At 43.8% G+C, this 13,559-nt stretch carries 17 protein-coding genes; 5 read left to right on the top strand and 12 right to left on the bottom strand.

Annotated elements, in window-relative coordinates; genetic code table 11:
• Window positions 1-33: 33 nt before the first annotated feature.
• The gene (locus VB836_RS21300; protein WP_323222320.1) at window positions 34-594 is read right to left on the bottom strand and encodes a hypothetical protein; all 561 of its coding nucleotides are present in this window, start codon (window positions 592-594) and stop codon (window positions 34-36) included.
• A gap of 175 nt (window positions 595-769) precedes the next feature.
• Between VB836_RS21300 and VB836_RS21295 the strand changes: the two genes are divergently transcribed.
• The 5 genes from VB836_RS21295 to VB836_RS21275 all read left to right on the top strand — a co-directional run bounded on the left by VB836_RS21295 (window position 770) and on the right by VB836_RS21275 (window position 5,495).
• A complete protein-coding gene (locus VB836_RS21295) occupies window positions 770-1,879 on the top strand; it encodes a J domain-containing protein (RefSeq protein WP_323222318.1) in 1,110 nt (369 codons plus the stop codon).
• Window positions 1,880-1,959: 80 nt separating this feature from the next.
• Window positions 1,960-3,306 (top strand): P-loop NTPase fold protein, encoded by a 1,347-nt coding sequence (locus VB836_RS21290; RefSeq protein WP_323222317.1) that lies wholly within the window; start codon window positions 1,960-1,962, stop codon window positions 3,304-3,306.
• A gap of 234 nt (window positions 3,307-3,540) precedes the next feature.
• A complete protein-coding gene (locus VB836_RS21285) occupies window positions 3,541-4,404 on the top strand; it encodes a shikimate dehydrogenase (RefSeq protein ID WP_323222315.1) in 864 nt (287 codons plus the stop codon).
• Between the two features lie 142 nt (window positions 4,405-4,546).
• Window positions 4,547-4,978, top strand: coding sequence for a hypothetical protein (locus VB836_RS21280; protein ID WP_323222312.1), 432 nt, complete (start codon window positions 4,547-4,549; stop codon window positions 4,976-4,978).
• An 82-nt stretch (window positions 4,979-5,060) separates the two neighbouring features.
• Window positions 5,061-5,495: an FxLYD domain-containing protein gene (locus VB836_RS21275; protein ID WP_323222310.1), complete on the top strand. Its 435-nt coding sequence runs from the start codon at window positions 5,061-5,063 to the stop codon at window positions 5,493-5,495.
• Between the two features lie 64 nt (window positions 5,496-5,559).
• Here the strand turns inward: VB836_RS21275 and VB836_RS21270 are convergent, their stop codons facing one another.
• From VB836_RS21270 to VB836_RS21220, 11 genes are all read right to left on the bottom strand, one after another.
• On the bottom strand, window positions 5,560-5,838 hold the full coding sequence (locus VB836_RS21270; RefSeq protein ID WP_323222308.1) for a YggT family protein: 279 nt from the start codon (window positions 5,836-5,838) through the stop codon (window positions 5,560-5,562).
• 89 nt (window positions 5,839-5,927) lie between these two features.
• Window positions 5,928-6,242 (bottom strand): hypothetical protein, encoded by a 315-nt coding sequence (locus VB836_RS21265; RefSeq protein ID WP_323222306.1) that lies wholly within the window; start codon window positions 6,240-6,242, stop codon window positions 5,928-5,930.
• A 30-nt stretch (window positions 6,243-6,272) separates the two neighbouring features.
• Entirely contained in the window at window positions 6,273-6,932 is a 660-nt protein-coding gene (gene upp / locus VB836_RS21260) for a uracil phosphoribosyltransferase (protein ID WP_046280899.1), read from the bottom strand.
• Window positions 6,933-7,504: 572 nt separating this feature from the next.
• Entirely contained in the window at window positions 7,505-8,455 is a 951-nt protein-coding gene (locus VB836_RS21255) for a F0F1 ATP synthase subunit gamma (protein ID WP_323222304.1), read from the bottom strand.
• Between the two features lie 91 nt (window positions 8,456-8,546).
• The gene (gene atpA, locus VB836_RS21250; RefSeq protein WP_046280901.1) at window positions 8,547-10,064 is read right to left on the bottom strand and encodes a F0F1 ATP synthase subunit alpha; all 1,518 of its coding nucleotides are present in this window, start codon (window positions 10,062-10,064) and stop codon (window positions 8,547-8,549) included.
• Between the two features lie 112 nt (window positions 10,065-10,176).
• Entirely contained in the window at window positions 10,177-10,722 is a 546-nt protein-coding gene (gene atpH, locus VB836_RS21245; RefSeq protein WP_323222302.1) for an ATP synthase F1 subunit delta, read from the bottom strand.
• A gap of 8 nt (window positions 10,723-10,730) precedes the next feature.
• On the bottom strand, window positions 10,731-11,252 hold the full coding sequence (locus tag VB836_RS21240; RefSeq protein WP_323222300.1) for a F0F1 ATP synthase subunit B: 522 nt from the start codon (window positions 11,250-11,252) through the stop codon (window positions 10,731-10,733).
• Window positions 11,253-11,305: 53 nt separating this feature from the next.
• Window positions 11,306-11,791 (bottom strand): F0F1 ATP synthase subunit B', encoded by a 486-nt coding sequence (locus VB836_RS21235; RefSeq protein WP_046280904.1) that lies wholly within the window; start codon window positions 11,789-11,791, stop codon window positions 11,306-11,308.
• A 106-nt stretch (window positions 11,792-11,897) separates the two neighbouring features.
• On the bottom strand, window positions 11,898-12,143 hold the full coding sequence (gene atpE, locus VB836_RS21230) for an ATP synthase F0 subunit C (RefSeq protein ID WP_009782610.1): 246 nt from the start codon (window positions 12,141-12,143) through the stop codon (window positions 11,898-11,900).
• A 121-nt stretch (window positions 12,144-12,264) separates the two neighbouring features.
• Window positions 12,265-13,020 (bottom strand): F0F1 ATP synthase subunit A, encoded by a 756-nt coding sequence (atpB, locus tag VB836_RS21225; protein ID WP_046280905.1) that lies wholly within the window; start codon window positions 13,018-13,020, stop codon window positions 12,265-12,267.
• A gap of 56 nt (window positions 13,021-13,076) precedes the next feature.
• The gene (locus VB836_RS21220) at window positions 13,077-13,427 is read right to left on the bottom strand and encodes an ATP synthase subunit I (RefSeq protein ID WP_046280906.1); all 351 of its coding nucleotides are present in this window, start codon (window positions 13,425-13,427) and stop codon (window positions 13,077-13,079) included.
• Window positions 13,428-13,559: the final 132 nt, after the last annotated feature.

The following is a 13,559-nucleotide window of genomic DNA, read 5'->3' as shown; positions in this document are numbered from 1 at the left end:
CAGTTATCAGTGACCCGTGATAACTGTTAACTGTTAACGGTCTTTGCTCCAACGTTCTGTGCCTTTTTTTGTGGGTAAACCTGCTGTGTTAAACGTCCAGATATCGCGTTTTTGTTGCGGCCCATAACTGAGATGAATGGGTCTGTTTTGACCATAAAAATAAAGGGAATCAAAAGGCAAATTTGTTGCTAAAATCCAATCAATAAATTGATCACTCTCTAAATTTTTAATTAGACAATCACAAGCCGCACCCAGTCGATCACAATAATATTGACCATTTTTTTTGACTTCATGTGCCATGTGTTGATCGAGGTTGGGTGCAACTCGACCATTTTTGAGTCCGGTTATCGGATCTTTTTTTTCAAGAAACCGTTTTAAATCTTTTGAACAAAACCCATAGGTGAGTTGAAATCGTTCGATACCAAAATAGTGAATAATGGGATCAATCAGGAATTGATTTAATGCTTGAATGGCGACAATACTTTCGGTCGAATCGGGATAGGGATTAATCTGGTTGGCATATTTTTGATAAGTCTGAGTGCAGGTACAAAAGGCTTCTAGGGTGAGATATTTTCCAAGTTTTACGTCTTTCATCGTTCTCTGGGACTTTTGAACTATCATGGAATTGAACCCTAAATTTAATCAGGGTCTGTTTGAGTGGTCATCAAAAATACAAAAATATTGCCGTTTGAGGTGATGACCAATTGTTATCAAATACTGACTCAAACGATTCGCCACTGCTAGTCAGATTTCGCTATTAGTCTAAAACGTGGATGAGATAGAATACTACTACCGAATCTTAAATCTTCAGCCTGGTGCTTCTCTCGACGACGTAAAGCAGGCTTATCGAAATTTGGCATTGATTTGGCATCCTGATCGTTACCCCCACGATTCTCGCTTACAGGCTGAGGCTGAACAAAAATTTAAAGAAATAAATTATGCTTATGTTTATTTGCGATCGCGATTGAGTGATCCGCAAGTTTCTGTTTATGTTCGACGAACCTCACAACCCGCCCCGTCGAGTTCACCTGAAGCGACGGATTTCAATTTTCAGACAGCCAGAGTTGCTCGGGATTCCCCGACCCCTGTTGATTCTCCGGTTTCCTCTCCAGATACGCCTTTAATTCCTTGGGGATGGCTAACAGGTACTTTTTTGGGTTACACCCTGATCGGTTGGATTTTAACAATGTTATCCATCCCGTTGTGGAATGAAATTCTCGCCCTCATCCTGTGGCTAACGAGCGCTATTTCCGCCAGTAGTGGGAAACGCTTTGAGCATTCCTGGTTTATAGCTTTGATGGTTGCAGGGGGAATTGCTGGATGGGTGGCGGGAAATCAAGCTGGAGGAATTGTCACAGGGACGGTTTGGGCTGTGATTGGTGTTGTGTTGGGGGCGATCGCTGGTTCAGAAGCCAAAATTAAAGCGATTTTATGGATACTGACGATTGCAGGAATTTCGGCGATCGCCGGATTAGTGGCGGGAAGCAAAACGGGAGATTGGCGGGGAGCGCTGTTGGGGGGTATGCTAGGGGCGCTCATAGGGACGACGATGGGAATGGTTTCTGATAAAGCTTTCTCTGAAGCTAAAACCCGGAGCAAAATAGGTGCAGGAAGCGTCTTTGGATTTGGGTTCGGTGCTTGGTTAGGCGCATGGGCGGGTGCAGGACAAAACGCCGTCATCCGAGCGATTGAGAAAACGGGCTTAGAAGTGATTTTTGGAACTTGGGGTGCTATTACCGTGATCTCTGGAGTGATCGCGCAAATGGTTTCTGGTGAAAAATTGCTCGAGTCATTCAATGAGTTTTATACTTTTATAATTCTCGCTACAACTTCTGGCTTAGGATTATCACTGGGATACTGGCTAGCAAATAGAGGTTGATTTTGCTGTTCCCTACTGATTCAAAGAATAACCGCAAGAATGAGAGTTTACGGACACTGGTTTGGCTTGGGTGGACAACAATGGAACTCAATTTACGCAGATTTTTTCGGGCTTCTAATCCCGCAAAAACGCTAAATTTTGGTACAATAGAAGATCGACAATATTACATTGATTTCTCAGAAGTTCGGGGTGGGAAACTGATTGAACAAATCGCCCGGACGATTACTCGCCTTTCTCCTGATAATCCCACTTGTCAGCTTTTTACCGGACATATTGGCTCAGGAAAGTCTACTGAGTTGTTACGACTGAAGGCGGAGTTAGAAGAACAAGATTTTCATGTGGTCTACTTTGAATCGAGTAAAGATCTCGATATGGCGGATGTAGACATTACTGATATTTTGCTGGCGATCGCTCGTCAGGTGAGTGAAAGTATAGAGCAACTGAATATTCAATTGCAACCCACAGGTTTTAAAGCCTTACTTCAGGGTTTAGCCAATGTTCTGCAAGCACAGATTGATATTCAAGCAGATCTCCCGGCGTTGGGAAGCGTCAGTGCGAATACAGACGGAGAATTTTCTCTCTCTTTGGGAATTGGTAAAATTACTGCTAAAGCCAGAGATAGTCGCGACTTACGAACTCGTTTACGTCAATATTTAGAACCGCGTACCAACACGATTTTACAAGCGATTAATCAAGAATTGCTGGAACCGTCGATTGAACAACTCAAACAGCAAGGTAAACAAGGATTGGTGGTGATTGTTGATAATCTGGATCGAATTATGAGTTCGAGAACCGCCACCGGAAGACCTCAACCGGAATATCTATTTATTGATCGCGGTGATCAATTAAATCAGTTAAGTTGTCATGTTGTTTATACGATTCCGTTGGGTTTAATTTTCTCGAATGATTTAGGACGACTCACTAATCGATTTGGGGGTGATCCGAAAACATTACCGATGGTTCCGGTGCGTTTTCAAGATGAAACTCCCTGCGAAGAAGGGATAGAATTATTGCGACAAATGGTAATGGCGCGATCTTTTCCTGACATTCAACCGGATCAATATTCTGCTTTGATCACTCAAGTTTTTGACACATCGGAAACATTAGATCGCTTGTGTATTATGAGTGGGGGTCATGTTAGGACGTTGCTTGTTTTATTATATAGCTGTTTGCAAAAACAAGATCCACCTCTGTCTAGGGAGGCTTTGGAAGATGTGATTTTGCAACGTCGTCATCAGTTATTATTAGCGATTGAATCCAATGAATGGGAAATGTTGCGTCTGGTTGGGAAAACTAAAAAATTAAGTGGTTTAACAGATTATCAAACGCTGCTGCGGAGTTTGTGGGTCTTTGAATATCATTACCGTAAAGACCTTTGGTTTGATGTTAATCCCATTTTAATTGAAGCCCCAGAGTTTCGCTTATAATTTAGATCTTCTAGTGTCAGAAACCGGGTTTCTGGTAACTGCAATAGGCTTGCCTATATTTTTCGTTATCGAACCCGGTTTCTCGGGTCTTGTTGAGAAGAGTGGGCGTGGCGTGAGTTATAACGGACATTGTAATGGATAGATTGATTTGGGGTTGTTGAGGTTTTGAGTAAGGGATATTAGAAGGTTCTCAATTCATGCAATAATAATGAAGGACTGAGCCTGAAGAAATTTATGATTAAAGGGACAACAAAACTCCTGGGTGTGATTGGTGATCCGATTGAACATTCTCTCTCTCCTGTTATGCACAATGCTGCGATTACTGAGATGGGAGTCGATTACATTTATCTTCCTTTTCCGATTAAATCTACTGATTTAGATGTGGCTTTAGCGGGATTTGCAGCCATAGGAGTTGAGGGATTTAATGTGACGATTCCCCATAAACAGGCGATTCTTTCTCGACTCTCTCAAGTCTCTAAAGTAGCGGAAGCGGTGGGTGCTGTTAATACGGTTTGGCGAACTTCCAAAGGTTGGGAAGGAACCAATACTGATGTTATTGGTTTTCTTGCTCCTCTACAGGATTTTAACATTTCTTGGTCTGAAAAAACTGCCGTTATTTTAGGGAATGGCGGTGCTTCTCGGGCGGTTGTCGCTGGATGTGTGGAGTTAGGAATTACCAATATTTATGTCGTTGGAAGAAATCTACAAAAGTTAGAAGCATTTCAGCAGAGTTGGTTAAATTCTCCTTTGGCTTTATCGCTAAACGTTCAGACTTGGGAGAGTTTATCGGAGATCATTCATCAAGCTGATTTATTAGTGAATACGACGCCAGTTGGGATGTATCCTCATGTCGAAGATTCTCCCCTAGAAGAAGAGGTGATGAATCGAATCAAATCGGATATAATTGCTTATGATTTGATTTATACGCCTCACCCCACTCAATTTTTAACCCTCGCTAAAGCGAAAGGTGCGATTATTATTGATGGCTTGGAAATGTTAGTACAACAAGGTGCTGCGGCTTTACAGCTTTGGCTACAACAAGAGGTTCCTATTGATGTGATGCGTCAGTCTCTCCAACAACAGTTAGGGTTATTGTAATTTTACATTGTTTACAATTTGTTAGAATGAGTCACTCTTTTCTAAGTATTTCTACACAATTTGATTACAGACAGTAGACCCGTCTGGTGGTTATATTTGAAATATCTCTTGAATCTGAGTCAAGAGATTAGGAAAAACTCCCATGAATTCTAACGACAATGATGATTTTCAATTCCCCAAGCCGTCGAATGAATACTCAAAGCAGTTTATTGAAATTCCGCCTTCCCACCCGTTTCAAAATCCAGAAAAGATTTATTCGGGCTTTGAACCCCTAGAGTCAATTGGTTTAGAAGGTTCCGCCTATCGTAATCTTTCTAAGGGGAATGCTCCTCGGTGGGTAATGTGGAGTAGTTGGCTATTTTTAGGGTTTCCCTCTTTGTTTGTTTGTGGGATTATCCTAGCAGAGATGATTGAACTTGCAAAACAATCTTTAATCAAAGCAGACACAGCAGAACATCTTTATATTGTTTTCTTTGGGATTATCGGAATAGGAGGGAGTATGATGTTTGCTGGGGTAATGTTTTATATTTGGGTTAAGGGAAATCAAAAGCACTTTCGTCAACCCAAACGCTAAGGAGATGCTGCTCGCAGGAAGTTAATGGTGTTTCAGTGCTGATTTGCGGTAAGCTAGAGTTTAAATCGAAAAGGTCAGATTTATGCGATCGCGAATCTTTCCCAGTGTTTTATTGGCAGGTTTTATCAGTCTTTTGACTTGGTTTTGGACTCCGCCTGCTTTAGCCTTGATTCCTGTAGAAATTTATGATTTAGGTTTAAAAGACTGTCCGGCTGAATTTGCAGAAGGAATGACTTCCAGTTTTTCTTCCCAAGCTGCTAACTGTTATATGATCACAGGAAAAGCGAAGAATACTACGGGAAAATATGTCGTGGATGCGGATGTGTTTGGTCGCATCTATGATGCCAATGGAAATAGAGTCATGGAAAACAGGACTCGCCTCGGAAGTATTCCTGAAGTTCCTCCGGGTGTGGTAACTGATTTTGAGATTAGAATTTCTGTGCCAACCAATCTCAAACCGCCTTTAAGCTTAAAACAGTTCAAAGCCTCTGGGTTTACGGCTCGAATTGGTCGATAATCAACTTGAATCAACTGTTAGGTTGGGTAACGCGACTGAAGCACCCAACCTGAATCTTTGACTTTTATACCAAACTATACAAAAGTTGGGGGAGAATTCCAGCCACAATTTGCAAGAGAAAAATGGCAATAATAGCCGAAAAGTCAATTCCTCCCAAGGGGGGAATAATGGAACGAAAAACATTCAAATAAGGATCGGTCAACTGACTTAAAACCGAGAAGAAAGGATTACTCCAATCCACATTCGGAAACCAACTTAACAAGATTCTAATAAAGATTAGAACCATATAAATTTGTAGAAACTGAGCTATTGTATTAGCCAGAAGTAGTATTGGGGAACTCATAGAAGTTTATTGATTTTCTACTCAATTTTAAAGTTTGCCTTGTCTTTGATAGTTTATCACATTTTAGGTTCTAGGAGGATGTTCCCGTCTCAGGCATCCTCTTGCAGCGATTCGGAGTTTTCCGGGGTAACATTACCGTTAACGCTTCCCAACTGTTGGCGAACATCATCAATCGCCTGATTGAGTTGAGCAATTTTATCTTCAAGACTCAAACGGGCTATCTCGATATTCTCGGCGTCGTGTTGAGGGGATTTCTTCTTGGTTTTTTTCGCTTCGAGTAGCTGACTGCTTGAGTTTTCATTGGACATTCGCGAGGCTAACACCACCCCTAAAACGCCACCAATCATACTCCCCAAAGTCGCTCCGATCATCAATCCACTGGTAAATCCTTCTCGATTACTCATATGCGGTTTTCTCTTCTCAATAGCTTTATTTTACCCTTCGTGCGTCCCAAAGGTGCGATCGCCAGCATCCCCTAAGCCGGGTACAATAAACCCATTGTCATTTACTGTCTCATCAATAATCGCCGTATACACCTTAAGCTGAGGATAGGCTACACTCAACCGTTGTAACGCTGGGGGAGCGGCTACAATTGAAATAATCCGCGTTAACTCCGGATCGACTCCACGTTTGGTTAATTCCTCCATCGTCGCCATTATCGTTCCGCCTGTCGCCAGCATCGGTTCACTGACTAATACACGAGTTTGAGGATCAAAAGCTGGAGGCAGTTTGTTGAGATAGCAACTACATTCTAAAGTTTCCTCGTTGCGTACCATGCCCAGATGATACACCGAAGTTAGGGGGACAACGCTTTGAATTCCCTCCATTAAAGCTAACCCCGCTCGTAAAATCGGAATCACCGCTAAGGGAACTTGAGGATTGACATAAGTCGCTGGACATTCCGCCAGAGGCGTTTGCACTGTCGTTTCTAGGATGGGAAGCCAGTCTCGCACCGCTTCATAGGTGAGCCATCGCCCCAATTCTGTCATCGCGGAACGAAAAATCGCCGAGGGGGTATTCACGTCACGAGCCACCGAGAGCCAGTGCTTGATCAACGGATGAGGAGGAACATAAATACGCAGTTGCAAAGCCATAGAGCCGATTCTATCTGCTGGAAATCCTCAACTATCATAACTCGCCAGTGCTGCCGTTCTGATCAATTCTCCTGATTTTTCGGCAGGTTCGATCAAAACACTCCAAATATTTGACAATTATTTTCAATAAGGCTATAGTAAGTTTTAGTGTTCTCCTCTCAAAGGATCGGCAGACGGGACGGCAGGTAATCAACCGCTCCCGTTTTTGTTTATTCTGAGGATGGCAGTTCAGGCTGACGGGGTGAGAAGGAAGCTAGAGGCTAGACTAAATAGGAGTCCGAGCTGCTGTGATCCCTTTTAAAACAAACCAGTTTATTGCATTGAGTTCTCATTTATTGAGGAGATCATCGCCCTATTGTCTGATGGACGCTACAGATTTCTAAATACATATAGCAGAAATCAGGAGACACCGAGACTGGAGACAGAATTGAAACCTTTATCATAAAAGGATTTGACAGAAAAACAGTGTCCTAATCAACTCTTTCTCTGCTATAACTCTCTTATGGAATGAAGAAAAGGGCTGTGAATTTCACAACCCTGATGGTGTATCGCAAATTTTAGGCAGATGTCGTTTAACCGTTGAGCGCTTCCGCACCACCAACAACTTCTAAGAGTTCCTGAGTAATTGCAGCTTGTCGAGCTTTGTTGTAGGATAACGTCAAGCTTTTCATCAACTCTCCAGCATTCTCACTGGCGTTACTCATTGCAGTCATCCTGGCGGCTAACTCACTCGCGGTTGATTCTTGCCACGCCCGTAAAAGCTGGTTAGTCAAATACAAAGGTAACAAAGCATCCAGAATTTGCACTGGATCTTGTTCAAAAATCATATCACGGGGTAGAGTTTTCGGCGTGATTGCGACTTTTTCACGAGTAACATCCAGGTGTCCCCCGCTTGTCGTCAGGCGGAAGACTTCATCATCTTGAACTTCCAAGCCTTGAAGAGTAAGGGGAAGGAGTGTTTGAACCACAGGCCGTGAACTAATCAACGAAACAAATTTCGTGTAAATTAATTCTATCCGATCCACTTCTCCTGATAAAAATAACGAAAGAACTTCTTCCGCCGATTCTGCAACTTTATCGCCTGGGGGAGTTTTTTCAGGGTTTTCAGTCTTTTTCTGAATTGGTACATCCCGGCGTTGAAAATACTGAATGGCTTTACGTCCGACTAGGATATAAGTGCATTCAACCCCTTCAGCCATCAATTCTTTAGCGCGACTTTCCGCCCGTTTGATAATATTGCTGTTGTAGGTACCGCACAAACCCCGGTTGCCGGAAATCACCAGCAATCCTACTTTTTTAACATCCCGTTGTTCGAGTAAAGGAGAATCAAGATTCTCCAATTGTAGACGGGACTGCAAGGCATAAAGAACCCCGGCGAGTTTATCAGCAAAAGGACGAGTTGCTAAGACTTGTTCTTGAGCGCGACGAACTTTGGCAGAGGCAACTAAACGCATTGCCTCAGTAATTTTTTTTGTATTTTTGACTGAAGCAATGCGATCGCGAATCGCTTTTAAGTTTGACATAGCGTGGTCACTTATCAGTTATTTGTTAACAGTGACCAATGAGATTTTCTCAAAGCTAAATGCCGGATTTCTCACTGGTCACAAAACCTAACTAAGCAGAAACAAGGAAGGTTTGCTTAAATTCGCTAATTCCTTCTTTGAGGAGATTTTCGGCTTCGTCAGTTAAGACTTTTTCGCCTTGGACGATTTCGCAATACTTAGGCTTGTTGTTTTTCAGGTAATCCCGCAGTCCAGCAGCAAAAGAAACCACTTTTTCCACCGGAACTTCATCAAGATAACCGTTAATCCCCGTGTAAATAATCGCAACCTGCTCAAACAATTGCAGAGGCGAATTTTGGGGTTGTTTGAGGAGTTCGCGTAAGCGTTCACCCCGACCTAACTGTTTGCGAGTGGCTTCATCCAAGTCAGAAGCAAACTGAGAAAATGCCGCCAACTCAGCAAACTGAGCCAACTCTAGTTTAATCTTACCTGCAACCTTTTTAATCGCTTTGGTTTGAGCGGCAGAACCTACACGGGATACTGAAATCCCTGCGTTTACAGCCGGACGTAAACCGGAGTTAAACAAGTCAGCCGATAAGAAGATCTGACCATCGGTAATGGAAATTACGTTGGTGGGGATGTAAGCCGAAACGTCACCCGCTTGGGTTTCAATAATCGGCAGAGCGGTCATACTTCCGCCACCGAGTTTATCGTTCAACTTGGCGGCTCGTTCTAACAGACGAGAGTGGAGATAGAAAACATCTCCGGGATAGGCTTCCCGACCGGGAGGACGACGCAGAAGCAGCGACATTTGACGGTAGGCTTGAGCTTGCTTCGACAAGTCATCATAGATGACGAGGGTGTGCTTACCCTTGTACATGAAGTATTCTGCGATCGCGGCTCCCGCGTAGGGCGCTAAGTATTGTAAGGTAGCGGGTTCACTGGCACTGGCAGCTACGATTACGGTATAGTCCATTGCGCCTTTTTCAGCCAAGGTTCCTGCTACTTGAGCAACGGTAGAGGCTTTTTGACCGATCGCAACGTAGACGCAAATTACGTCTTCGCCTTTTTGGTTAATAATGGTGTCGATCGCGATCGCGGTTTTACCTGTTTGTCTGTCGCCAATAATCAGTTCGCGCTGACCTCTGCCGATAGGAATCATGGAATCAATCGCTGTAATTCCAGTTTGCATGGGTTCGCAAACGGAGCGGCGATCAACAATTCCAGGGGCAGGAGATTCGAGTAGACGAGATTCTGAGGCGTTAATTTCGCCTTTACCATCAATGGGACGAGCTAAAGCATCGACAATCCGACCCAGCATCCCTTCACCGACGGGAATTTCAGCAATTCTTCCGGTGGCGATGACGGAGGAACCTTCTTCAATTCCACGACCTTCTCCCATCAACACCGCTCCCACGTTGTCTTCTTCTAGGTTGAGGGCGATGCCGATGGTGCCATCTTGGAACTCTAGCAGTTCTGAAGACATGGCTTTGTCTAAGCCATAAATACGAGCAATCCCATCTCCGACTTGCAGAACGGTTCCGACGTTGGAGACTTTTACATCTTGGTCGTACTGTTGGATCTGCTGTTGAATGATGCTGCTGATTTCGTCTGGTCTAATTGCTACCATAGTTCTCTAGTCGTTAGCTCTGCAAGATTTCTGTTGTTGATTGGCAATTACAGTTATCAGTTTTGCAGTTATCAGTATTCACTCTTAACTGGTCACTGTAAACTGTAAACTGTTAAGCGTTCAGGCGAATTCCAATCCGACGCAATTGACCGCGCAGACTGGCATCAATCACCTGAGAACCGACTTTAATAATCACACCGCCGAGCAAATCGGGGTCAGTTTTGGTGATGATTTCTACATTCTCTGCGCCTGTTATCCCTTTGACTTTCTCGCAGAGGGTGTGTTTTTGACCATCGTTTAACTCAATCGCCGAGGTGACTTCTGCCAATACGGTTTTATTGAGTTGACGCAGTAGAGCGAGATACTGCTTGGCGATCGGTTCGAGAAAGGAAATCCGTCCTCTATCGACCAAAAGCATGGCAAAGTTTCGCACGTAGGGGTTGGCTTCCTCGCGGAAAATTTGCCCAATCACTGCTTTTTTGTCATCCCGTTTGATCACAGGATTTCCCAAAAACTTTCTCAACGGTTCGGAATTTTCCATCAATTCCAACAAAGAGCGGAGAATGTCTCCAATTTCGTTGGTTAGATTGTTTGACTTGGCTACTGACATCAAAGCCTGTGCGTAAGGCTCGACAATTTCACCGACAATTGCGCTCATTCATTACCTCACAATAACGCCAAACTGCGGTCAATTAATTGTTCTTGAGCAGAATGGTCAAGTTGTTCTTTTAGTCTGGCTTCTGAGCGTTCTAGAGCCATTGCTACGGCTACCGCGCGTAACTGAGCGATCGCCCGTTCTCGTTCTCCATCCATTTCTTGACTTGCCGCAGCTTTCATGCGTTCGACATCCTGCACAGCCTGAGCTTCTATTTGAGCTTGAACGGCTTTGGCTCGTTCTTGGGCTTCGGCTCGAATGCGCTCGGCTTCGGCTTGAGCTTGAGTCAACTTTTGTTGTTGCTCGGCTAAAGCAACAGAGGCTTGTTTTTGACGTTGCTCTGCTTCTTGTATCGCCTGCTCGATATTGGCTCGTCTTTCACTGAGGAGCTTTCCTAAAAAACCTCGTCCAAAAAAGACTAGAACTCCAATCAATATGGCAAGGTTAATCAGGTTGCTGTCTAAAATATCGAAGTTGAAGCCAAACTCGCCTTCAGAGGCTGCCTCTGTAGCTAGTAATACTACGGTCTCCATGATGTTCTTCTCATAACTGCGCTGCTAACAGTTTGACCTAAAATAATTGAGGGTTATCTCACCAATTCAGGCCCTAATAGCTTTTCTAGAATTTGCCGACTGAGTGGTTCAATCTGTTGCTCTAAAGTTTCTAAAGCTTGTTGCTTTTCCTGCTCAATTTCCTGAGCAGCTTGCTCTCTTAGCTTTTGGGCTTCTTGTAGAGCCTCAGCCATTTTCTCCGATGCGATTTTCCGGGCTTCCGCTTGAGCGGTGGCAATCACATTTTGAGATTGCTTGCGGGTTTCTGCGAGTTCTTGCTCGTATTGTTGAGCTAACTTTTCCGCTTTTGTTAATCGCTCTTGAGCTTGCAGTCTATTTTCTCGAATGTACTCGGCACGCTCATCAATTGCTTTTCCGAGTGGCTTGTAAAAAATAGCATTTAAAATGACTGCAAGGAGCAAAAATTGTACAGCCATTAGAGGCAAGGTTGCATTTATATCAAATAGCCCACCCTCTTTTGCCGTTTCTTCAACTGCGAGTAGAATCGTCCAGTGCATCATTAGTTATTGTGTCTAGAGTTCCCATGCTGTCTGGTTTGAGAGTTTAGATTTCAGACTTTTTGGGTGAAGAATATCCAGTCTATCTAAAACCTAAACTCTAAACTTTTTACGCGAAGGGGTTAGCAAATAGCAACACTAGAGAAACGACAAGACCATAAATGGTCAGAGCTTCCATGAATGCCAAGCTCAACAGCAAAGTACCACGAATTTTACCTTCTGCTTCAGGTTGACGAGCAATCCCTTCTACAGCTTGACCAGCTGCATTTCCTTGACCAATACCAGGCCCAATTGCACCTAAACCTACAGCTAGAGCAGCAGCAATAACGGAAGCAGCAGCAATTAACGGATCCATAATGATTTCCTTACCTAAATGACGAAATTGACAATCAAGACAATACAAATCAACATTCTCTTTTCCACTCTCAGCACTATTCATCTCGGCTGAGAATTTTGAGGTCTACTCAGTTTTCACTTTAGTGATGTTCTTCACCATGCCCTTCTAGAGCTTCCCCAATATAGTTAGCTGCTAGAGTGGCAAAAATCAGTGCCTGAATGGAACCGAGGAATAAACCCAAGACCATCAACGGCAGGGGAATAAATAGAGGTACCAGAAATACCAACACCGCTACTACTAATTCATCCGCCAACACGTTACCGAACAGACGGAAGCTCAGAGAAAGAGGCTTGGTGAAATCTTCAATCACCCGGAAGGGGGCAAGAAAAGGTACTGGCTTGGCATAATCAGCAAAGTAGCCGACAACGCCTTTTTTGCTAATACCTGCGTAAAAATACGCCCCGGAGGTCAGCAGTGCTAATGCTATCGTTGTGTTAATGTCACTCGTCGGAGCGGCAAGTTCTCCTGCGGGTAGCTCAATGAGCTTCCAAGGAACTAATGCCCCTGACCAGTTCGACACAAAGATGAACAAAAATAATGTACCAACAAACGGTACCCAGGGGCGATATTCTTTTTCCCCGATTTGGTCTTTAGCCAGGTTGCGAACAAATTCCAGGACAAACTCCATGAAATTTTGCATTCCACTGGGAATACGCTGAATGTTGGTCGTTGCTAAAATAGCAGCCAACATTAGCACCGCTATCACAAACCAAGAGGTGAGGAAAATCTGTCCGTGTACTCTTAGATTGCCCAGCTCCCAGTAGAAGTGCTGACCGACTTCCAAACTGGCGAGGGGAAAACAGTTAATAGCGTTGAAAGATTCAAGCATTTGCATTCAAAAGGCTTCCCCTTACAAGTACAGGCCCCAAGTCTGACTTTGCCTGCAACAGACTAGCTCTCTGGCATCAGTGCTGTTTTCAGCACATACAGAATGAGCGCAGCTTTGTACGTCAGAAATCCCAAAAAGATGGGCAGAATCGATAAGCTATTCCATTGAGTTGCAACAACAATCAACCCAATAAATATACCTAACCGAGCTTTGCTCAGACGTTGTTGCTGTCTACCCAGTTTCTCAACGTCTTTTGCTAACATTCTTAAGTAAACCACACTTACAACCGCTCCTAATAAATAATTTAGAGCAATCTTGAGCGGATAAAAAAAGCAGACCGTCACAAAAATAACGCCTGTCAATATAACCGTCACGATTAGCAAGTCCTGCTGGAGCTGATAATACTCCTGCATGGAGGGGTCCGGTTCAGGATTAAGCACGCCTGAGTCGGAACTGTTCTCTACGGGGGGTGTGGTTTCAACTATGGAGTCAGACAAGGTAACAAAACTCACAAACTCAAACTTGGGTTTTTGGCTGCGCTCTGC

The organism is Limnoraphis robusta BA-68 BA1, assembly GCF_034932365.1.
GTDB classification, from domain to species: domain Bacteria; phylum Cyanobacteriota; class Cyanobacteriia; order Cyanobacteriales; family Microcoleaceae; genus Capilliphycus; species Capilliphycus robustus.
This window is presented reverse-complemented; position numbering and strand designations above follow the sequence as displayed.

Excerpts from the sequence above, each read along its gene's own strand:
- VB836_RS21300 (WP_323222320.1), bottom strand. The coding sequence starts at position 594 with ATGAAAGACGTAAAACTTGGAAAATATCTCACCCTAGAAGCCTTTTGT.
- VB836_RS21290 (WP_323222317.1), top strand. The coding sequence starts at position 1,960 with ATGGAACTCAATTTACGCAGATTTTTTCGGGCTTCTAATCCCGCAAAA.
- VB836_RS21285 (WP_323222315.1), top strand. The coding sequence starts at position 3,541 with ATGATTAAAGGGACAACAAAACTCCTGGGTGTGATTGGTGATCCGATT.
- VB836_RS21280 (WP_323222312.1), top strand. The coding sequence starts at position 4,547 with ATGAATTCTAACGACAATGATGATTTTCAATTCCCCAAGCCGTCGAAT.
- VB836_RS21275 (WP_323222310.1), top strand. The coding sequence starts at position 5,061 with ATGCGATCGCGAATCTTTCCCAGTGTTTTATTGGCAGGTTTTATCAGT.
- VB836_RS21270 (WP_323222308.1), bottom strand. The coding sequence starts at position 5,838 with ATGAGTTCCCCAATACTACTTCTGGCTAATACAATAGCTCAGTTTCTA.
- VB836_RS21265 (WP_323222306.1), bottom strand. The coding sequence starts at position 6,242 with ATGAGTAATCGAGAAGGATTTACCAGTGGATTGATGATCGGAGCGACT.
- upp (WP_046280899.1), bottom strand. The coding sequence starts at position 6,932 with ATGGCTTTGCAACTGCGTATTTATGTTCCTCCTCATCCGTTGATCAAG.
- VB836_RS21255 (WP_323222304.1), bottom strand. The coding sequence starts at position 8,455 with ATGTCAAACTTAAAAGCGATTCGCGATCGCATTGCTTCAGTCAAAAAT.
- atpA (WP_046280901.1), bottom strand. The coding sequence starts at position 10,064 with ATGGTAGCAATTAGACCAGACGAAATCAGCAGCATCATTCAACAGCAG.
- atpH (WP_323222302.1), bottom strand. The coding sequence starts at position 10,722 with ATGAGCGCAATTGTCGGTGAAATTGTCGAGCCTTACGCACAGGCTTTG.
- VB836_RS21240 (WP_323222300.1), bottom strand. The coding sequence starts at position 11,252 with ATGGAGACCGTAGTATTACTAGCTACAGAGGCAGCCTCTGAAGGCGAG.
- VB836_RS21235 (WP_046280904.1), bottom strand. The coding sequence starts at position 11,791 with ATGATGCACTGGACGATTCTACTCGCAGTTGAAGAAACGGCAAAAGAG.
- atpE (WP_009782610.1), bottom strand. The coding sequence starts at position 12,143 with ATGGATCCGTTAATTGCTGCTGCTTCCGTTATTGCTGCTGCTCTAGCT.
- atpB (WP_046280905.1), bottom strand. The coding sequence starts at position 13,020 with ATGCAAATGCTTGAATCTTTCAACGCTATTAACTGTTTTCCCCTCGCC.
- VB836_RS21220 (WP_046280906.1), bottom strand. The coding sequence starts at position 13,427 with ATGCAGGAGTATTATCAGCTCCAGCAGGACTTGCTAATCGTGACGGTT.